The sequence below is a fragment of the Pseudomonas sp. TAA207 genome (assembly GCF_001529285.1).
Lineage (GTDB): Bacteria > Pseudomonadota > Gammaproteobacteria > Pseudomonadales > Pseudomonadaceae > Aquipseudomonas > Aquipseudomonas weihenstephanensis.
This window is the reverse complement of the sequence record NZ_LLWJ01000069.1, coordinates 67,749-87,894: the sequence shown is the minus strand read 5'-3', so window position 1 is coordinate 87,894 and position 20,146 is coordinate 67,749. Positions and strand designations below refer to the sequence as shown.

Annotated in this window: 18 protein-coding genes; 7 read left to right on the top strand and 11 right to left on the bottom strand. The window is 58.5% G+C overall.

Annotation, left to right across the window (positions count from 1 at the left end; translation table 11 throughout):
- Nucleotides 1–84 precede the first annotated feature (84 nt).
- The 7 genes from cobG to AP059_RS16005 all read left to right on the top strand — a co-directional run bounded on the left by cobG (nucleotide 85) and on the right by AP059_RS16005 (nucleotide 7,050).
- Complete coding sequence (gene cobG, locus AP059_RS16035; RefSeq protein WP_305728841.1) at nucleotides 85–1,419, top strand: precorrin-3B synthase; 1,335 nt, start codon at nucleotides 85–87, stop codon at nucleotides 1,417–1,419.
- On the top strand, nucleotides 1,412–2,038 hold the full coding sequence (locus AP059_RS16030) for a precorrin-8X methylmutase (RefSeq protein ID WP_059763412.1): 627 nt from the start codon (nucleotides 1,412–1,414) through the stop codon (nucleotides 2,036–2,038). The genes cobG and AP059_RS16030 overlap by 8 nt, the downstream gene beginning before the upstream one ends.
- On the top strand, nucleotides 2,038–2,769 hold the full coding sequence (locus AP059_RS16025) for a precorrin-2 C(20)-methyltransferase (RefSeq protein WP_059763411.1): 732 nt from the start codon (nucleotides 2,038–2,040) through the stop codon (nucleotides 2,767–2,769). The genes AP059_RS16030 and AP059_RS16025 overlap by 1 nt, the downstream gene beginning before the upstream one ends.
- Nucleotides 2,766–4,439, top strand: a complete 1,674-nt coding sequence (gene cobJ, locus AP059_RS16020; protein WP_059763410.1) for a precorrin-3B C(17)-methyltransferase — start codon at nucleotides 2,766–2,768, stop codon at nucleotides 4,437–4,439. The genes AP059_RS16025 and cobJ overlap by 4 nt, the downstream gene beginning before the upstream one ends.
- A gap of 415 nt (nucleotides 4,440–4,854) precedes the next feature.
- Nucleotides 4,855–5,652 (top strand): hypothetical protein, encoded by a 798-nt coding sequence (locus AP059_RS16015; RefSeq protein ID WP_059763409.1) that lies wholly within the window; start codon nucleotides 4,855–4,857, stop codon nucleotides 5,650–5,652.
- Nucleotides 5,653–5,677: 25 nt separating this feature from the next.
- Nucleotides 5,678–6,421 carry a hypothetical protein gene (locus tag AP059_RS16010; protein ID WP_059763408.1) on the top strand — a complete coding sequence of 248 codons (744 nt, stop codon included), beginning with the start codon at nucleotides 5,678–5,680 and terminating at the stop codon, nucleotides 6,419–6,421.
- A gap of 14 nt (nucleotides 6,422–6,435) precedes the next feature.
- Nucleotides 6,436–7,050, top strand: a complete 615-nt coding sequence (locus AP059_RS16005) for a hypothetical protein (protein ID WP_131811525.1) — start codon at nucleotides 6,436–6,438, stop codon at nucleotides 7,048–7,050.
- A 48-nt stretch (nucleotides 7,051–7,098) separates the two neighbouring features.
- Here the strand turns inward: AP059_RS16005 and AP059_RS16000 are convergent, their stop codons facing one another.
- The 11 genes from AP059_RS16000 to aroQ all read right to left on the bottom strand — a co-directional run bounded on the left by AP059_RS16000 (nucleotide 7,099) and on the right by aroQ (nucleotide 20,040).
- Nucleotides 7,099–7,695: a MarC family protein gene (locus tag AP059_RS16000; RefSeq protein WP_048364366.1), complete on the bottom strand. Its 597-nt coding sequence runs from the start codon at nucleotides 7,693–7,695 to the stop codon at nucleotides 7,099–7,101.
- Between the two features lie 81 nt (nucleotides 7,696–7,776).
- A complete protein-coding gene (locus AP059_RS15995) occupies nucleotides 7,777–10,554 on the bottom strand; it encodes a hybrid sensor histidine kinase/response regulator (RefSeq protein WP_059763406.1) in 2,778 nt (925 codons plus the stop codon).
- A 98-nt stretch (nucleotides 10,555–10,652) separates the two neighbouring features.
- Nucleotides 10,653–11,951: a phosphoribosylamine--glycine ligase gene (gene purD, locus AP059_RS15990; RefSeq protein WP_059763405.1), complete on the bottom strand. Its 1,299-nt coding sequence runs from the start codon at nucleotides 11,949–11,951 to the stop codon at nucleotides 10,653–10,655.
- Nucleotides 11,952–12,129: 178 nt separating this feature from the next.
- A complete protein-coding gene (gene purH, locus AP059_RS15985; RefSeq protein ID WP_059763404.1) occupies nucleotides 12,130–13,737 on the bottom strand; it encodes a bifunctional phosphoribosylaminoimidazolecarboxamide formyltransferase/IMP cyclohydrolase in 1,608 nt (535 codons plus the stop codon).
- 81 nt (nucleotides 13,738–13,818) lie between these two features.
- The gene (gene fis, locus AP059_RS15980) at nucleotides 13,819–14,139 is read right to left on the bottom strand and encodes a DNA-binding transcriptional regulator Fis (protein ID WP_019408796.1); all 321 of its coding nucleotides are present in this window, start codon (nucleotides 14,137–14,139) and stop codon (nucleotides 13,819–13,821) included.
- Complete coding sequence (gene dusB / locus AP059_RS15975; RefSeq protein WP_059763403.1) at nucleotides 14,136–15,149, bottom strand: tRNA dihydrouridine synthase DusB; 1,014 nt, start codon at nucleotides 15,147–15,149, stop codon at nucleotides 14,136–14,138. The genes fis and dusB overlap by 4 nt, the downstream gene beginning before the upstream one ends.
- Nucleotides 15,150–15,323: 174 nt before the next feature.
- On the bottom strand, nucleotides 15,324–16,562 hold the full coding sequence (locus tag AP059_RS15970; protein WP_059763402.1) for a DUF3426 domain-containing protein: 1,239 nt from the start codon (nucleotides 16,560–16,562) through the stop codon (nucleotides 15,324–15,326).
- A gap of 30 nt (nucleotides 16,563–16,592) precedes the next feature.
- Nucleotides 16,593–17,471 (bottom strand): 50S ribosomal protein L11 methyltransferase, encoded by an 879-nt coding sequence (prmA, locus tag AP059_RS15965; RefSeq protein ID WP_059763401.1) that lies wholly within the window; start codon nucleotides 17,469–17,471, stop codon nucleotides 16,593–16,595.
- 250 nt (nucleotides 17,472–17,721) lie between these two features.
- The gene (gene accC / locus AP059_RS15960) at nucleotides 17,722–19,083 is read right to left on the bottom strand and encodes an acetyl-CoA carboxylase biotin carboxylase subunit (RefSeq protein ID WP_059763400.1); all 1,362 of its coding nucleotides are present in this window, start codon (nucleotides 19,081–19,083) and stop codon (nucleotides 17,722–17,724) included.
- A 17-nt stretch (nucleotides 19,084–19,100) separates the two neighbouring features.
- Nucleotides 19,101–19,559: an acetyl-CoA carboxylase biotin carboxyl carrier protein gene (gene accB / locus AP059_RS15955; protein WP_003439221.1), complete on the bottom strand. Its 459-nt coding sequence runs from the start codon at nucleotides 19,557–19,559 to the stop codon at nucleotides 19,101–19,103.
- Nucleotides 19,560–19,584: 25 nt separating this feature from the next.
- Nucleotides 19,585–20,040: a type II 3-dehydroquinate dehydratase gene (gene aroQ, locus AP059_RS15950; RefSeq protein WP_019408789.1), complete on the bottom strand. Its 456-nt coding sequence runs from the start codon at nucleotides 20,038–20,040 to the stop codon at nucleotides 19,585–19,587.
- Nucleotides 20,041–20,146 lie beyond the last annotated feature (106 nt).

Below are 20,146 nucleotides of genomic sequence, written 5' to 3'. Positions count from 1 at the left end.
CCGTCCGGCAAGCTTTTCATGCAGTTGCCCAAAGCAGGCATAATACGCGCCCTCAAAGAGCGTACTGCCTGCCTTGGTTAACCCGTGAACACACCCTCTTCAAATACCCCGTCCCAAACACCAGTTCGCCCCTCGGGGTGTCCGGGGTTGCTGCGCATTGTTTCGGCAATGGACGGCGGTATTTGCCGGGTCAAACTGGCCGGTGGCTCAATCACCGCGCACCAGGCGCAGGCAGTGGCTGATGTGGCCAGGCAATATGCCAGCGGCGTGATCGAAGCCACTAACCGTGCCAATCTGCAAATTCGCGGGGTAGGTACCCAGCACTCCGCCCTGATTGCGCCTTTGCTGGCAGCGGGACTTGGCCCCAACACGGCGGCCAGTGATGAGGTGCGTAACCTGATGCTCAGCCCCACTGCGGGCATTGACCCGGCCATGGCGCTGGACACTTGGCCATTGGCCCAAGAGGTACTCGCCAGTCTGGAAGCAACTCCCCGGTTGTCCGAATTGTCGGCCAAGTTCGCCGTTCAGCTCGATGGGGGTGAAGCACTGGCGATGCTGGAACATCCGCATGATCTGTGGTTATCCGCGTTCGAGCACGATGGGCAGGTGCTGCTGGGTTTCGGCCTGGCAGGTTGTCCGGCACACGACGCGGCATTGGCAGCGGTCCCGGTTGCCCAGGGGCATGAGCTGGTCATGGCCGTGCTGAACCTGTTTCTCGATATGGCGCGCCCTGAGCACACGCGCATGCGCCACCTGCTCAAGGAGGTCCCTGTTGCCCAGTTCGTCCAGCAATTGGCAGAACGTCTGAGTGCTGCGCCCGTTCAACTGGCCGCATGGCGCCGTCATACCCTTGAGACGCCTCTGCACATTGGCACTTATCCACAACGAGAAACGGGCCGTGTGTATGTGGGGGCCGCGCCGCCGTTGGGACGACTGGATGCGGAAATGCTCAGCGGGCTGGCGCAAATTGCCAGCGATTACGGCGATGGGACTTTGCGTTTTACGCCGTGGCAGAGCGTGCTGCTACCCAATTTACGCGCCGAGCTGGCGCCCGAGGTAACCCGGCAACTCGTGGCCTTGGGCTTGCTGTGTGAGATCACCGATCCGCTGTCGCACCTGGTCGCCTGCACCGGGTCCAGCGCCTGTGCCAAAGGCTTGGCAGACACAAAGCAGGATGCGCGCCAGCTCGCGACCCTGTTGTCGCAACCCCTCAACATCCACCTCAGTGGCTGCCCGCGTTCTTGCGCGGCTGCCCACATTGCGCCGGTCACATTGCTGGCCGTAGCGCCCGGTCATTACGACCTCTATTTACGTGCCCCAGAACATGCCGGTTTCGGCGTTCTGCGCGAGCGCAACCTCACTATTGAAGCGGCAGGCGCCTGGCTTGAGGCCCGCCAACGGAGCAACACCGATGATTGATTACATCCGCGACGGTCAAGAGATCTATCGCAACTCGTTCGCCATTATTCGTGACGAGGCTAACCTGGACAGCATCCCGGCCGACCTTGAAAAACTCGCTGTGCGCGTGATTCACGCCTGCGGCATGGTCGACGCTATCGAAGACCTGCGTTTCTCGCCGGGTGCAGGCAAGGCCGGACGCGATGCGCTGGCCGCTGGCGCGCCGATTTTGTGCGATGCGCGCATGGTGCTTGAAGGGGTCACGCGCACCCGTTTGCCCGCCAACAACCAGGTGATCTGCACCCTTAAAGAAGACGGCGTGGCCGAGATGGCGCTAGAGCAGGGCAACACCCGCTCCGCCGTGGCTCTTGAGTTGTGGCGCCCCTACCTGGAAGGCAGCGTGGTGGTGATCGGTAACGCACCGACCGCACTGTTTTACCTGTTGGAAATGATCGACGCCGGTGCGCCAAAGCCTGCACTGATCCTTGGCTTTCCGGTCGGTTTTGTCGGTGCTGCCGAATCCAAGGCCATGCTTGCGGCAGATAGCCGTGGCGTGCCGTTTGTGATCATGCAAGGCCGCCGTGGTGGCAGCGCAATGGCCGCCGCCGCGGTTAACGCACTGGCGACGGAGATCGAGTAATGACCCAACCTGGACGTTTGATCGGCTTGGGCGTAGGCCCCGGCGATCCTGAACTGATTACGGTCAAAGCCTTGCGCCTGCTGCGCGAGTCGCCGGTGGTGGCGTATTTCGTGGCCAAAGGTAAAAAAGGCAATGCGTTCGGCATCATCGAGGCTCACCTGCAAGGTGCGCAAAGTTTGATGCCGCTGGTGTACCCGGTCACCACCGAAGTGCTGCCCGCACCGCTGTCGTATGAGCAAGTGATCAGCGATTTTTATGATCAGGCTGCAGAAGACGTCGCGCAGCATTTGCAGGCTGGCCGTGATGTGGCGGTGATCTGCGAAGGTGATCCGTTCTTCTATGGTTCTTACATGTACTTGCACGACCGACTGGCACACCGCTTCGAGGCTCAAGTCGTACCGGGTGTCTGTTCGATGCTGGGCGGCGCGTCGGTGTTGGGTGTGCCGCTGGTGTACCGCAACCAGAGCCTGTCGGTGTTGTCGGGTGTTTTGCCGCACGATGAACTCAAGCGTCGTTTAGCCGATGCTGATGCTGCCGTCATCATGAAGCTGGGGCGCAACTTTCATAAGGTGCGTGAAGTCCTGAGCGAATTGGGTTTGGCCGACCGTGCCCTGTACGTTGAGCGCGCGACTATGAGCAATCAGAAAATCGTGCCGTTTAATCAAGTCGACCCGATGTCCTCGCCTTACTTCTCGCTGATCATTGTGCCCGGCGAACGGTGGCAAGGATGAGCCGTACCGCACCGGCCATTGTCATTCTGGGCAATGGCAGCCTGGCGACAGCACGGCGTATTCAGCAGCTGTACCCGGATGCACTGATTTACGGCCTGGCCGAACGGGTTGACGGTGCTGATCGTGTCTACAGCGACTTTGGCGCAAACCTGCGGCAGCTGTATCAGCTGGACACACCGATTATTGCGCTGTGTGCGGCCGGTATCGTGATCCGCACGCTGGCACCGCTGCTGCTGGAAAAAGGCGCCGAACCACCCGTGTTGGCGGTGGCCGAAGACGCCAGCGCCGTGGTGCCATTGTTGGGCGGGTTGAGCGGAGTGAATGATCTGGCGCGCAAGATCGCTGCCGGTTTGGGCATTTCACCTGCCATCACCACCAGCGGCGAACTGCGTTTTGGAACCTGCTTGCTGAACCCGCCCAGTGGCTACGCCTTGGGCGATCTGGAGCTGGGCAAACGTTTTGTTTCAGATCTGTTGGCCGGTGAGTCGGTGCGCATTGAAGGTGACGCCCCATGGCTGGCCAGCGCTCAACTGGCGGTCAGTGCGCAGGCGCGTTTGGCGATCCATGTGGGCAGCGATGAGCGCGCCCCCGTGGCGGACGAGCTGCGGATCTACCCACGCAACGTAGTGGCCAGGCTGAACGCAGTGGTTAGCGCTCAGGCAATACGTGAAGCCTTGCGGGAGGCGAAACTGGCCTGGCAATCCTTGGCTTGCATCGTGGCCGACGACACGTTGATGGCAGACATTCAACTGCATGAGCTGGCTGCTGAATGGGAGGTGCCGTTGCGCTTTGTCCAAGCCGGTGATGACGTGTGTGCTCAGCCGTTAACCTGGCGAAATCCGCTGAGTGGCGTGGTATTGGGGGTAGCGTCTGCGCCGTTGGACCCTCAGCGATTAGGCTGCGCACGCGGTCGTCTGTCCGTGATCGGGCTGGGGCCTGGCGCTGCGGAGCTGATGGTGCCTGCGGTCAAGGCCGCGCTGGCACAGGCCAATGACGTGTTGGGCTATGAAACGTATGTGCGCATGGCCGGGCCGTTTCGTCCTGAGCAAGTGCTGCATTGCACGGACAATCGCGAAGAAATGCAGCGCGCCCGGCATGCCTTCGAGTTGGCCGCACAAGGTCGCTCAGTGGTGGTGGTGTCCTCTGGCGACCCCGGCGTATTCGCGATGGCGGCCGCAGTGCTTGAGGCGTTGCACGCGTCCAGCGACCCGCAATGGCACAGCGTTGAGCTTGAAATATTGCCCGGTGTTTCGGCCTCGCTGGCGACCGCCGCACAGGCCGGTGCGCCTTTGGGTCACGACTTCTGCGTGATGTCGCTCTCTGACAACCTCAAGCCCTGGAGCATCATCGAGAAGCGTCTGGATCTGGCGGGCGAGGCTGACCTGGCATTGGCGTTCTACAACCCTATTTCACGCTCGCGGCCCTGGCAGCTGGGTGTTGCGCTGCAAATCGTTGCCCGTCATCGCACGCCGCAAACCCCTGTCGTGTTGGGGCGTGATATCGGGCGGCCGGGTCAGACGTTACGGGTGACCACCCTGGGTGACTTGACGCCGGACCAAGTGGATATGCGCACGATGGTCATTATCGGTTCGTCGACCACCTGCACCTTCCCTCGTGCTGACGGGCGCGAGTGGGTTTATACGCCACGCTGGTATGGCGATAAGCCTTGACCTCATGAAGCTATGGCCCGTAACAGGGCCATAACTTTAAGTGTTATCAATCCTTCATTCATTTTGATGCGTTAGCGACGTCAGAATGTTCGCCGGTGCGCGTGCACTAAGTCTTCGATAGTTACTGATTAAGGTAATAGGGTGTGTTGAAGTGCAAGGTGTGTCGGCTTTTAATATTTTGACGTGAATAAATAAAAACAATGGTGGGCGCGTAAGTGCACGTTTTCGTGGGCTGTGCGAGCACGTGGTAACTATATAACTCAGGGGCGTTGAGTTAAGTGTTGCATGGTGTTTGCGCAGTTAATTATTCAGCGAGGTGGACGTAAACAAGTGGGCTGTCTAGTGTTTTTATTGTCTGCATTCGGCAGGCCGTAATAAACATTTAAAGGCCATGATGGCCGCACAGGTGAATGATATGGACATTAAAAACAGCAGTGTGAACGGCGTTGATGACGTTGAGCGTCTTGGTTTTGTGAGCAGTCTGGAGCTTCCCGTAGTCGCCCCCTCGCTCATTCCCCGCTTCAAGACCCTCAGGGCCTCGGCTCTAAAGGCAGTGGCGGCGGAGGGCGACAGTGCGCTGGTCACGGGGAGCAGCGTGGTGTCGTTTGTAGGCGACCTGAGTGAGCAACTGAAACAGGATGTGCAAGACGGCGTGTTATTTGCCCAGTTGGCCGTCGACAAGAAGTTCCCAAATAAAGATACGCATCGTGTGGAACGTTTCAATTACTACAATGAAATTCTAAGCAAGTGCGGCTGGACGACAACCGGGGAGTCCATGCACAAAGTAACCGGGCTTAAGCAGAAGTTCACAATGGATCAAGTCGCTCTGGAAATCATTGCCAGTGTGGTGGGACCCAACAAGGTGATTCTGGAAGTGGTTGCCCAAGTCTTCAACGCACTTAAAGACACGCCCAAAGCTCTGAGCCTGTTTGAAAATGAAACCAAGGGTGTGAACTCGGGTAACTTTCAGATTCTGCCGTGCATCGCGACGCGTGACGGTGGGGTGCTCATGATCAAGACGTGTCTGCAGTTCACCTCGTCCACCCGGGTGACCAAAGTCCTGTTTTGGGAGTGGAGCCACACTAACGTTGACCTGTACGCGGCGGCCAGTAATACCTCGCTTAACCAGCGCCAATACGCGGTGGTTCGACAGACCATCATTAATAAGCTCGAAGCGTCAGGCAAACACTTTATTGAAAACATAGAGCTTTAATCCGTCGGCCAGCGAGGACGTCCCGATGTTCAAACAACCTGAACAAATCTTTGTAAATGCAGGCATGGTCATAGCGCCGCTGCCCGGGGTTGTAATCCCCGCACAGCAAATAGCGGATGTTTCACATTCATTGTTGTTGGCACAGTTGAGTGCACGGGCCAAATACTCGCTGGCGGCGCAACAGGTTGAGCGAGAACGGGCCTGTCAAACGATGCTCGACAACCTGTACTGGATCAGATTAAACGAGCCTTACTTTTCCCTGGACGGTGTACAGACTTTAAGCATCGACGCGGTTGTAGCGACCCAAATTGGCGGCCTTTTTACGGCTGATGTCACGGCGGGTTTTGTTGCCTTGATCGCCTCGCTCAAGACCTCGCCACCTTCAGAACGCGCATTGGCTGTATGGCGCGAGCAGACCGTGCGGCCTTTGCACACGGAGCATTTAGAGAGCACCGAGTGCCCCGTGCCCGATCGCTTCCAGGTGTGTGTGAAGTTTGCACTCATGGGCGTGGGTCCGGTGCTTCACACCCTGATGTTAAGTTTTACAACGCATACGGTTTTGGCCACGGATTTTTTAAATCAAACCCTCGTGACCGATCCTGAAAGCAAGTTAGTCCTTCAAGCCTATTCGTATGAGTTAAGTGGGCGTAATTACGCGAATCTCAGGGGCACGGTGGTCAAAAAGCTGGGTGACAAACCCGAGCAGTACGTGATGCCCTGGGCCTGCGTACAGCCTCCTTGCCAGCCGCCGGGCTTAACAAAAAATTAAGGGGTGACACACTCATGAAGGCAACAATGATTGGAGGCACGCTTGTTGTTTTCGTCCCGGGCATGCCCGAAGGCGAAAAGCAGGATATTCAGGACTGCCTTTTGTATGCCGAAGTGTTTGCAAACCGGGGGGGCGAAACAGGGGGTTGGGCATGGTTGTCGCATTATCAATATGCGCTGTTGAATCTGGGCTTGACCCTCACGTCTTATATAGTCGAGCGGCCTTTACTGATCTCCAATGTTCACCAGGTGCGTGATTATCAAGTGCAGATCGCGGGTACCGGAAACACCCAGCCCCTGGCTGAGCACCTGGGGGCAATGTTTGATGGTTTGTCCCTGGAGCGAGATGCTTTGAGTTACTTGATGAACCCTCCAGATGAGGCGCGTTCGACCCGCTATCAATGTGTTCCGTGTGAGATGACACACCACGGCGAGTTCCTGATTTTTGTGTGCGGGTTGCAGCTTACCTGCACGTCTCCAGAGGCTAATCCAGGTTTGAGTTTCGTGCAGTTGAACGCAAAAGGCGGCAGCTTTCTGTTCGAACCGGGGGTCTATGAAAGCCAGCGAGCCGAGGTGCAGCAGGTGGTGGGTGAGTGGGCCGCGACAATGATTAAAGAGGTTGAACTGTAAATAGAACCGCTGCCTATGGCTTTCAGGGCTTGAGCAGCGGTTTTTTGTTTAAGGCACCATGTAGCCTTTAACGCCGGTAAAGATAATTTGCGCGGCCAGCGCACACACAAAAAGGCCCATCAAACGGCTGACAATCTGCAAGCCTTGCTCACCCAGGATGCGTTCAATCCGGTTGGACAAGTACAGCACCACGCCCACTGTCAGGCTTGCCAGGGCAATACTGACAATCGCCATCAGCTTGTCATCCCAGTGCGGCTGGCTGATGCCCATTACCAGCAAGGCACCAATGGTGCCGGGGCCAACCGTCAACGGAATAGTGAGTGGCACGATGGTGACGTCTTGCTGAACGTTGTCGGTTTGTACGGCTGATTTACCTTGGGCCATCCCCAGCGCCGAGATGAACAACACGCTGCCGGCGCCGATGCGAAAGGCATCCACGGTGATGCCGAACACGTTGAAAATCGTGCGTCCAAACAAGTACAGCAACACGCTGGAAATCAACGTCGCGAGGGCGACCTTCCAGGCCAGGCGGCGGCGTTCCTTGTTCGAGTAGCCACGCGTCAGGCTGATAAAGCACGACAGCACGAAGAACGGGCTGTAGAGCACCAGCATCTTCAAATACACACTGAACAGCACATGGAGCATGGTATGAGCTCACATCGAAGGAAGGCGCCGAAAGTCTATCAGGCAGTTTGAACTCTGTCGGCAGGCTTGCAGGTAATGTAGCTAGGAAGGCTGTATCTGAGATTGACGCAGCTCACGCTGCGCCACCCAATACTCGACCAGTTCGCGCAACTGCGATAACTCAACCGGTTTGGCCATGTGGCCGTCCATCCCCGCCTGGCGGGCGCGGTCCTTGTGCTCGGCCAGAATATGGGCGGTCAGCGCCACCACGGGTGTACGTACCCGTTGATGGCTGACTTCCCACGCGCGTAGTTGTTCGGTTGCCGAGAAGCCATCCAGCACGGGCATCTCACAATCCATCAGCACCAGGTCGTAGCGCTCGGCTTTCATGGCCTTCAGTGCCTCGGCGCCGTTGCACGCGGTGTCGGGTTGCAAGTTCAGTTTGCCCAGCATGCCGCGGATAACTTTGGTGGAAATGCTGTTGTCTTCGGCCACCAAAATGCGGAAGTCGCTCGGCACCGTCGTCGGCAATGCCGGGTGGCTGGGCTGGGGTTTGCTGGTGGCATGACCTTTGTTGCGCTGGCTAAGTTCATCGGCGAGGGTGGTTTTGAGGGTATAGCCGGCCACCGGTTTTGCCAGGATGCGTTTGATCCCGCAGTTACGCGCAATGATCTTGCTGGGGGCATTGCTGATACCCGTCAGCATGACCAGCAAAATGTCGTGGTTCAGGCTCGGGTCTTCCTTGATCTTGGCGGCCAGTTGCATGCCAGTCATGCCGGGCATGTTCTGGTCCAGCAACACAATGTCGAAATAGTCGCGCAAGTGAGCTTTGGTTCGCAGCAAGGCCAAGGCTTCTTTGCCCGAGGCGGCAGCATTGACGTTAAGGCCCCACGCGGTGCATTGCTGCACCAGAACTTTGCGGCAGGTGTCATTGTCGTCGACCACCAGCACCCGTGCCCCTTTGAGCGGGCTGTCCAGGTCTGAGGTCTGGTGCTCCAGATGCTGCGGGTCAAGAGGCAGGGTCATCCACAAGCTGCTGCCTTTGCTCAGGCCGGGTTTAATGCCGAACTCACCGCCCATCAACATGATTAACTGGCGGGCAATCACTAACCCCAGATGACCGCCCAGGCGAGTGGCAGCCAGGAAGTTCTTGCTGTGCAGTTCTGCGTGCAGCAGTGCATCCCGTTCCTGCTCATCCATCGGTTGGCCGGAGTCCTGAACCGTAATGCGCAGACGCGGCGGGCCGGTTCGCTCTTCGAGGGCAACCACGATGAGGATTTCGCCTTCGTCGGTTTTCTTCAGTGCGCTTTCGAGCAGGCTGAGCAGGGTTTGTCGCAAGCGAGTCGGGTCGCCACTGATGACGCGCGGCACTTGTGGCTGAATGAAGCTGATGAGTTCAACGTTTTGCTGTTCGGCCTTGGTGCGGAAAATACTCAGGCAATCGTCAATCAGCGCGTTGAGATCGAATTGCACGTCGTCCAGCTCGATTTGCCCGGACTCAAGTTTGGAGATGTCGAGAATTTCGTTAATCAGTGTCAGCAACTCGTTGCCTGCACTGTGGATCGTCTGCACGTAATCGCGCTGTTTGACCGACAGCGGGGTGCCAAGCAGCAGCTCGGTCATGCCCAGAACGCCGTTCATGGGGGTGCGAATCTCGTGGCTGATTTTGGCCAAAAACTCGGCCTTGGCATTGACCTCGGCATTACTGGCGGCCAGTTCGCGGCTGATGCTGAACGCATCCTCGGTGATGCTGCGGTTGCGTTCGCTCAACGCCAGGCTCATCAGAAAACCACTGATGCAGACGATCGCCATCAGCGCCAGAACCAGTTCTTGGGGAGCGATCAGCGTCAGGCCCAACAGGGCGGGCAGAATCACCAGCGTGCCAATATTGAAAATCGCAATGGCCACCACGAACAGGCGCGCGGGGCGATAGCCTTTTTGCAGGTGGTACACCGAGACCAGCAAAATGCTCAGGCTGGCCAGGGCGACGAATGCGTAGGTCATCAGGTTCAGGGGCAGGCTGTCGATGAACAGCAGCAGCAAGCCGCCCAGGCTGATGATCAGAATATTGGCTAGCAGCAGGCGGTTAAGTGGATGCGGGCCACGGGTCGAGAAAAAACTGTAGGCGAACATCAAGCCGCACGGTGCGGTCAACAGCAGCGCCAGATACGCCCCCGGCGTCTGTGCGCCATGCCACTCGGGCAGCCAAGGCCCTATCAGGTTCAGGAACAAGGCCGAGCTGCTGAGCAGCAAGCCTTCACACACCGCCAGCCACAGGCTACTGATGGAGCGGGTGAACGCAAAACGTGTGAGGTTGTGCAGCACCAGCATCATCATGCAGCCCAGTAACAAACCATAGAGCAGGGGCCTGCCCTGATTGGCTGCGAGCATCACCGCTGTATCGAGGGTGATGTAAGGGCGCAATTGATGATCGGAGACCATGCGCAAGTACACATCCAGCGTGTGACTGCTTTGAGGCAGCGGCAACATATAGTCACTGCTTGGCAGGGGTTTGTCGGCTTGGGACAGATTATTGCCCGTTGTCACTTCGTTGATCAGTTTTTGATCATCAAGTACGTACATGTCCAGGCGGGACAAATCGGGGGCAAAAACGCGCAGGATTTGTTCGTGTTTGTCGGGCACCAGTCGAAAGCGCACCCATAACGCTTCGCCCGCTTCAGCCGCTTTAAGCTGATCGAGTTCGACAGGGCTGAATTGATTGGCAAACCGGGCAGAACGCACGTCGCCTATTTGCAAGGTGCCTTCAGGATCTGAGAGCACTGACCAGCTGCTGCCTTGGGCAGCATGTGCCGGCAGAAAGACGAGCATGGCGGTCAGTAAACTGACAATAAAACCTGTGGCGATCCTGAGCCAGCGCACGGCGAAGTCCCTTCGTAGAGTAAAGCCTAATGATAACTATGCGCGGCGCTGGAACAGTTAGGCAAGGGTTGGCACCCCTGCCTATCCATAAGGATGGCTTACTCCTTATTTTCACCGCGTTCGCGTGCAATGGCGCGGTAGCCAATGTCATTACGGTAAAAACAGCCGTCCCACTCGATGGCCTTGGCCAATGAGTACGCTTGCTCCTGAGCGGCCTGAACCGTGTCACCCATCGCCGTTGCACACAGCACGCGACCACCGGCGGTCACCACTTCGCCTGCGGCATTCAGCGCCGTGCCTGCGTGGAAAACTTTGCCTTCGAGCTTTGCAGCGGCGTCCAGTCCGTGAATGACCGCGCCTTTAGCGTAGTCGCCAGGATAGCCGCCTGCTGCCAAAACGATACCCAGGCTGGGGCGCGGGTCCCATTGTGCTTCAACCTTGTCCAGTGCTTGAGCCAGTGCGGCTTCAACCAACAGCACCAGGCTCGATTGCAGACGCAACATCACCGGTTGGGTTTCGGGATCGCCAAAGCGGCAGTTGAATTCGATGACTTTCGGGTTGCCAGCTTTGTCGATCATCAGCCCTGCGTACAGGAAACCCGTGTAGACATTGCCTTCTTCAGCCATGCCGCGCACGGTCGGCCAGATCACCAGGTCCATCACACGTTGGTGAACGTGTGCGGTGACCACCGGGGCAGGGGAGTAAGCACCCATGCCGCCCGTGTTGGGCCCGGTGTCGCCGTCGCCAACGCGTTTGTGGTCCTGGCTGGTGGCCATTGGCAACACGTTCTTGCCGTCGACCATCACGATGAAACTGGCTTCTTCGCCGTCGAGGAATTCTTCGATCACCACGCGCGAACCGGCATCGCCGAACGCATTGCCCGCCAGCATGTCGCGCACGGCGTCTTCGGCTTCGGTCAGGGTCATGGCAACGATGACGCCTTTACCGGCGGCCAGGCCATCAGCCTTGATCACAATTGGCGCGCCGACTTTTTGCAGATACGCCAGCGCCGGTTCGATTTCGGTGAAGTTCTGGTAGTCGGCGGTCGGGATCTTGTGACGCGCCAGGAAATCTTTGGTGAACGCCTTCGAGCCTTCGAGCTGGGCAGCGCCAGCGGTCGGGCCGAAGCAGTCCAGGCCCCGGGCGCGGAACAGATCGACCACGCCCGCTACCAATGGCACTTCGGGGCCGACGATGGTCAGGGAAACGTTCTTCTCGGCGAAGTCGGCCAACTGTTCAAGGGCCAGCACGTCAATGGCGACGTTCTCGCACTTGGCTTCGGTGGCGGTGCCGGCGTTGCCTGGGGCAACGAATACTTTGGCGACACGGGGGTCCTGAGCTACTTTCCAGGCCAGTGCGTGTTCGCGGCCACCGCTGCCAATGATCAAAACATTCATTTCAAAAAACCTCGGATGACGCTGAATTCTGTGGGGCGCACGTCAGGCTCTGTAGCCGCTGCCGCAGGCTGCGATCAACCGCGAAGCGGTTGCAGGATGTTTAGATCGCTGAAGACCCTTCGGGTCTTATCGCAGCCTGCGGCAGCGGCTACAGACTATGCGGCGCCTTCAATAATGCTTAATGACGGAAGTGGCGCATGCCGGTGAACACCATGGCAATACCCGCTTCGTCGGCGGCTGCAATCACTTCGTTGTCACGCATCGAGCCGCCCGGCTGGATCACGGCCGTGATACCGGCTTTGGCGGCGTTGTCGATACCGTCACGGAACGGGAAGAAAGCGTCCGACGCCATGACCGCGCCTTGCACTTGCAGGCCCGCGTGTTCGGCCTTGATGGCCGCAATGCGCGCCGAGTTTACGCGGCTCATCTGGCCCGCGCCCACGCCGATGGTTTGACGGCCCTTGGCGTAAACGATGGCATTGGACTTCACGTACTTGGCCACTTTCCAGGCGAAGATCAGGTCGTTGATCTCTTGCTCGGTGGGTGCGCGCCGGGTGACGACTTTGAGGTCTTCGCTGCCGATCATTTCGATGTCACGGCTTTGCACCAGCAAACCACCGTTGACGCGCTTGAAGTCCCATGCCGGTGCGCGATCTGCGCTCCACTCACCACAGGCCAGCAAGCGTACATTGGCTTTGGCGGCGACGATGGCGCGCGCTTCGGCGCTCACGGACGGGGCGATGATGACTTCAACGAATTGACGCTCAACGATGGCCTTGGCCGTTTCGGCGTCCAGCTCGCGGTTGAAGGCGATGATGCCGCCGAACGCGGACTCGGTGTCGGTGGCATACGCCAGTTCGTAAGCCTGGCGGATGCCACCTTCGGCGTCCGGGCTGACGGCTACGCCGCACGGGTTGGCGTGCTTGACGATCACACACGCCGGTTTGACGAAGCTTTTCACGCATTCCAGCGCAGCGTCGGTGTCGGCCACGTTGTTGAACGACAGCTCTTTGCCTTGCAGCTGAGTCGCGGTAGCGATGCTGACTTCGGCAGGCTTGGCTTCAACGTAGAACGCCGCTTTCTGGTGCGGGTTCTCGCCGTAGCGCATTTCTTGCGCCTTGATGAACTGGCTGTTGAAGGTGCGTGGGAACAGGCCGCGGTCTTCAGTGCTCAGGGTTTGTGCGGCCTGGTTCACGGTGCCCAGGTAGTTGGCGATCATGCCGTCGTAGGCAGCGGTGTGTTCGAAGGCCTTGAGCATCAGGTCGAAACGCTGAGCGTAGGTCAGGCCGCCGGCTTTGAGGTTTTGCAGCACGTTGGCGTAATCGCTGGCGTTAACCACGATGGCCACGTCTTTGTGGTTTTTAGCTGCCGAACGGACCATGGTCGGGCCGCCGATGTCGATGTTCTCGATGGCGGTAGGCAGGTCGCAACCCGGCTTGTTGATGGTGGCTTCGAACGGGTAGAGGTTGACCGCTACCAGGTCGATCGGCTTGATGCCGTGCTCGTTCATGATGTCGTCGTCAATGCCGCGACGGCCCAGGATGCCGCCGTGGATTTTGGGATGCAGGGTTTTCACCCGACCGTCCATCATTTCCGCGAAGCCGGTGTAATCGGCGACTTCAACTGCGGCCACGCCGTTGTCTTGCAGCAACTTGAACGTACCGCCAGTGGACAGGATCTCGACGCCGAGGGCTTCCAGTTCACGGGCGAAATCAAGGATTCCGGTTTTGTCGGAAACGCTGATTAAAGCGCGGCGGATCGGCAGGCGGGTAGTCTGATCGGTCATCTCGATTTCCATCAAAAGCAAAGGAGTCAGCAAAAAAGGCGGCCCGTTTTACGAGGACGCCTTTCAGGTTTGATTGAATGCTTACAGCAGATCGTACTGTTTGAGTTTTTTGCGCAGCGTGCCGCGGTTGAGGCCCAGCATCTCGGAGGCTTTGGTCTGGTTGCCCTTGACGTAGTTCATGACGCACTCGAGCAGGGGGGCCTCGACTTCGGAAAGTACCAGGTTGTATACGTCCGTGACTTCAGCGCCCTCCAGGTGGGCGAAATAGTTGTGCAGCGCCTTTTCGACACTCCCGCGAAGGGTCTGGCCTTCTTCGCTCGGCGTATTGAGGTGCTGTTTCAAATTGACGTTGTCGCTCACGGGCGTTGTTCCACTCACTAATGTCTCGGTCATCATCGTCATGCGGCCACCCATCCTTCGTCCCCTGTCCCCAGGCTCTTGTGTCGTTCGGCGAAAAACGCCTGAACGTTGGCGCATTGTGCTTCCGTGTCTTCTAAACGATTGAAGTGGGCGCGAAACTCCTTGGCGCCCGGCAAGGTTGCGAGATACCAGCCGACATGCTTGCGGGCAATGCGTACGCCCAATACCTCCCCATAGAAGGCATGCAAGGCGGCCAGATGCTCTAGCAGAATACGTTCCACTTCGCTCATCGGCGGTGCCGGCAACAGCTGGCCGGTTCGCAGAAAATGATCAACTTCGCGGAAAATCCAGGGCCGCCCTTGAGCCGCCCTGCCAATTAATAGTCCATCAGCGCCGGTCGCGTGCAACACATGCCGGGCTTTGTGGGGTGAATCGATGTCGCCGTTGGCAAAGACCGGTATCGACACGGCCTGCTTGATCGCGGCGATGGTGTCGTATTCGGCTTCGCCGGTGTAAAGGTCGGCACGGGTTCTGCCGTGTACCGCCAGTGCTGTGATGCCTGCCTGCTCGGCGATCTTGGCCACCGTCAGGCCGTTTTTGTTGTCCCGGTCCCAGCCGGTACGGATTTTCAGGGTGACCGGCACATCAACCGCAGCCACAACGGCTTGCAGGATCTCGTTCACCAATGCTTCGTCTTTCAATAAGGCGGAACCGGCGGCCTTGTTGCAGACCTTTTTTGCCGGGCAACCCATATTGATATCAATGATCTGTGCGCCCAATTCCACGTTGGCCCTGGCGGCGTCTGCCAGCATTTGCGCATCACCGCCGGCGATCTGTACCGAGCGCGGCTCGGGATCACCGTCGTGAATCATGCGCAGGCGCGATTTACGACTGTTCCAGAGACTCATGTCACTGGTGACCATTTCCGAAACAACCAAGCCTGCGCCCATCCGTCGACAAAGCTGACGAAAGGGCTGGTCGGTGACCCCCGCCATCGGGGCGAGAATCAAACCGTTGAGCAATGTATATGGGCCGATGCGTACCGCCGACATAGGACTTCCCTGTTGTGGGGCCGGATCTTGGGAGTTCGAAAAAGGGTTGGCATGATACCCGCTCTCGATGACTGGATAAAGGCTGGGTTGGATGTTTTTTGAACAATTTAGGCATAAAGCCAATGGCAAACGACAACCATCAGGCGTGTCGTTTGCCACCAGGCGCGCAGGGGATCATTCCGGGGAATGAAAACTCAGGCTGTAGTTAACGGCTTTCGGACCTGGGTCGAGGATGTCCAGGGCGATATGGATTGGCGTCTGGGGCGGCATTTCGGCTTGTTTGGCCAGGTCGCCGCTCAAGTATTCGCCGGGTTTGAAGCGACGACTGGCGATCATTTTGCCGTTCAGGTCAGCGAAGCGCAGTTCCAGCAGCGGGAAGGGTTGCGAGAACGGCGCGCGGTTGTACAGGATCGCGTCCACCACCAGCGCACCGGTGAACTCAGGGTGGCTGCGCACCACCAGGTTGCTGCTTTTGATGCGATCAATGTCGACTTTGGACGGCACGGTGCAGCCGAGCGTCGGGCACAGTTGCTGAAACAGCGGGCGATACTGGTCTTGTCGGGCCAGCTCTTCGAAGTGGCCCGCGATGTATTGCCCGGCCAGTGCGGCGCCAGCCAATAACGCCAGCAATAGCCACAGCAGACGCTTGCCCCACGGCGTACTGCGCTTTTGCCAATCCAGTTGCAGCGGGTCATCCACCAAGTCCTGGAGCAGTTCTTCGCGTACACCCGGCTCGTTACGCTTGCGTTTGCCCTTGGTGACAGACGGCGCGGCGATTGGCTCGTCGTCGTCATCGTCATCCACAGCGGACATAGGCATCAGCGGCGGCTCTTGCTCCTCTTGCAGCGAATGCTCAAGGGGCGGCGTGTCATCGGACTCGTCGAGATCGCGTGACAGTGACGGCTCGGTGCGACCGGGTTTGCTCGGCTCAGCCGGTGTTTGCGCCAATGCCAAGGTGTCGGCGCGCTCTGCGGCCGAATCGCTGAACAGGCTGTCGGGCCAAGGGTTGTCTTCGCCGGTGGCGCTTTCGCGGTGCGCACTCAGCGTGTCTTCTTTAGGTGTGTGCAGCTGGCCAAAGCTTTTGCTGGGCTGAATTTCCAGCTCCTCAAGCTTGGCCAGCTCTTTGTCCAGATCCAGATGCTCGAGGTCGAGTTCGCCTGCCTGCCATTGCGTCTGGCTGATAGGCTCGGGCCTGGCGGGTGGCTCGACGGCCTCGGGCACGACAGCAACAGGGGCGGCAGCGACAGGCTGCTGCTCTGTTTCAGTGCTCTTGTTGAGCAATTGCTGTGCGGCATTGAACACTTGCAGGCAGGCGCCACAGCGCACCACTCCACGGGCCATGCTCAATTGAGAATGGCTGACGCGAAAGCTGGTTTGGCAATGGGGGCACTGTGTTACGAAGCTATCGCTCATGCGGCCATCCGGGTTAGACAGGCGTGCATTCTAGCGCCGACGACCACTGATGCGCACCCAGCCATCGCGATTGGCGATAGGGTCCAGATCAAAGTCCTGAGCGTAGGCCGCGGCCACTTCATCGCCTTGTTCGGCGAGGATGCCGGAGAGTGCCAGGCGGCCACCCGGTTTCACCAGGCTGGACAGTTGTGGCGCCAGTGCGACCAGCGGTCCAGCCAGAATGTTGGCGACCAGCACGTCAGCCTGTACTTGCGGCAAGTCTTGCGGCAGGTACAGCGGGAACAGGGCTGGGTCGATGTTGTTGCGCCCGGCGTTGTCGCGGGAGGCTTCGAGCGCCTGCACGTCAATGTCGGTGCCGACGGCTTCTTTGGCGCCCAGCAGCAGGGCCGCAATGGCCAAAATGCCCGAGCCGCAACCGAAGTCCAGCACGTTGCAGTCCTTGAGGTCCTGGCCGTCGAGCCACTCAAGGCACAGCGCGGTCGTGGGGTGGGTGCCAGTGCCGAAGGCCAGGCCCGGGTCAAGCAGCAGGTTCACCGCGCCCGGCTCCGGTGCGGCGTGCCAGCTTGGCACGATCCACAGGCGCTGACCGAAACGCATCGGGTGGAAGTTGTCCATCCAGCTGCGCTCCCAGTCCTGGTCTTCGATGACTTCGGCGTGGTGTTCTGGCAGTGGTGAGCCGGTCAGCAGTGCCAGATGGGACAGCACGAGTTCGGCTTCGGTGCCGCCCTCGAACAGTGCCAGCAAATGGGTGTGCGACCACAGTGGTGTGGTGTTGAGTTCAGGTTCGAAGATCGGTTGGTCTTCGGCATCCATGAACGTGACCGAAACGGCACCGACTTCGAGGAACGCGTCTTCGTAGGTTTCGGCTTGTTCCGGGCTGATGGCGAGGCGTACTTGCAGCCAAGGCATGGCGGGCACCTTTGAAAAATAGAAGTGTGCAGCCGTCGGGCTGCGAGAAGCGCGCAAGTTTACGCGAGCAGGGGGCGTGACGGGTAATCAAAAGCGATGAAAAACGCTGCTGACGGTAATCGCAGAATATGGGTAGACGCTGGCGCCGGCTGCGATCCTTTAACGCTCAACAGATCGCAGCCTGCGGTTTTTGCGCTTGCCAGACACAACAAAGCCGCTCGAAAGCGGCTTTGTTGATCAGGGCACAAACTTACTGGTTAGCCAGTTTGTGTTCCAGGTAGTGAATGTTGACGCCGCCTTTGCAGAAGCCTTCGTCATTCACCAGATCGCGGTGCAGCGGGATGTTGGTTTTGATCCCGTCGACCACGATTTCGTCCAGGGCATTGCGCATGCGCGCCATGGCTTCATCACGGGTCGAACCCCACGTGATCAGCTTGCCGATCAGGGAGTCGTAGTTGGACGGAACCTTGTAGCCGCTGTACAGGTGCGAGTCGACGCGAACGCCATTGCCACCCGGTGCGTGGAAGTGCTTGACCATGCCAGGGCTGGGCATGAACGTCGCCGGGTCTTCAGCGTTGATCCGGCATTCCAGCGAGTGACCGTGAATGTTCACGTCAGCCTGGGTGAAGGACAGCTTGTTACCGGCGGCGATGCTCAACATCTCTTTAACGATGTCGATGCCAGTGACCATTTCGGACACCGGGTGCTCTACTTGCACGCGAGTGTTCATCTCGATGAAGTAGAAGCGACCATTTTCGTACAGGAACTCGAAGGTGCCCGCGCCACGGTAGTTGATGTCCACGCATGCTTTTACGCAGCGAGCCAGCACTTCGGCGCGTGCGGTTTCGTCGATGCCCGGTGCGGGCGCTTCTTCGAGTACCTTCTGGTGACGACGTTGCAGCGAGCAATCGCGGTCGCCCAGGTGGATCGCATTGCCCTGGCCATCAGAAATAACCTGAACTTCCACGTGACGTGGGTTGGTCAGGTATTTTTCGAGGTAGACCATCGGGTTGCTGAACCAGGCGCCCGCTTCTTCGCGAGTCTGCTTGGCCGCTTCGATCAGGTCTTCTTCGCGGTGTACAACGCGCATGCCGCGACCACCGCCGCCGCCAGCGGCTTTGATGATCACCGGGTAGCCGACTTCACGGCCGATACGCAGCGCGGTTTCTTCGTCTTCAGGCAGTGGGCCGTCAGAACCTGGAACCGTAGGTACACCCGCAGCAATCATGGCGTGCTTGGCCGATACCTTGTCGCCCATCAGGCGAATGGTGTCAGCTTTAGGGCCGATGAAGGCAAAGCCGGATTTTTCGACTTGCTCGGCAAAATCGGCGTTTTCAGCCAAAAAGCCATAGCCTGGGTGAATCGCCGTGGCGCCGGTCACTTCAGCGGCCGCGATGATGGCCGGAATGTGCAGGTAAGACAGGTTGGCCGGTGCCGGACCAATGCAGACGGTTTCGTCAGCCAGGCCCAGGTGCATCAGCTCTTTGTCGGCAGTTGAGTACACCGCGACCGTCTTGATCCCCATTTCTTTGCACGCCCGCAGGATGCGCAAAGCAATCTCGCCACGGTTGGCGATCAGGACTTTTTCCAGCTTCTTCTGAGGCTTCAACATCGTTGGCTCCCCGTGGTTCAAACGATGGTGAACAGCGGTTGGTCGAACTCAACCGGCTGACCGTTTTCTACCAGGATGGACTCGATAACACCGGCTTTTTCAGCGGTGATGTGGTTCATCATCTTCATCGCTTCAACGATGCAAATGGTGTCGCCGACCTTGACGGTCTGGCCCACTTCAACGAAGGCAGGTGAGGTAGGTGCCGGGGTGCGGTAGAACGTACCGACCATTGGCGACTTGACCACAAAACCGTTCAGTTTTGGTGCAGCAGGGGCTTCAGTCACGGTGGCAACCGGAGCAACAGCCACTGGCGCTGCGGCAGGCGCTTGCATTGGAGCCGGGGCGTAGAACTGCTGAGCAGGAGTCTTGCTGTGGCGGCTGATGCGTACCGACTCTTCGCCTTCTTTAATTTCCAGCTCGTCGATGCCGGACTCTTCCAGCAGTTCGATCAGTTTCTTAACTTTACGGATATCCATGAATCGTCAACTCCCAATGGGTCGGTCAGGGGCGTTTAGCTTGTAGTTCAAGCTGTTCCAGGGCGGCCTCCAAGGCCAGTCGATAACCGCTGGCGCCAAGGCCGCAGATCACACCTACCGCAACGTCGGAGAAGTAGGAGTGATGGCGGAAAGGTTCGCGTTTGTGCACGTTAGACAAATGCACTTCGATGAATGGGATGCTCACCGCCAGCAGCGCGTCACGTAATGCCACGCTGGTGTGGGTGAACGCCGCCGGGTTGATCAAAATAAAATCCACGCCTTCATCGCGTGCAGCGTGAATCCGGTCGATCAATTCATACTCGGCATTGCTTTGCAGGTAGAGCAAATGGTGACCGGCTTCGCGGGCCCGTTGTTCCAGATCCTGATTGATCTGCGCCAGCGTCGTGGCGCCGTAGACGCCCGGCTCGCGGGTGCCGAGCAAGTTCAAGTTGGGGCCGTGTAGCACCAGGAAAGTCGCCATGTGCTGTTCCTTATTATCTGTGCGCAGTTGTCAGTGCCGGGCGACTATGCCCAAAAGCATAATCGCTGTCCAGTTAACTGCAATAGCCAGCACGATGACCGATGTT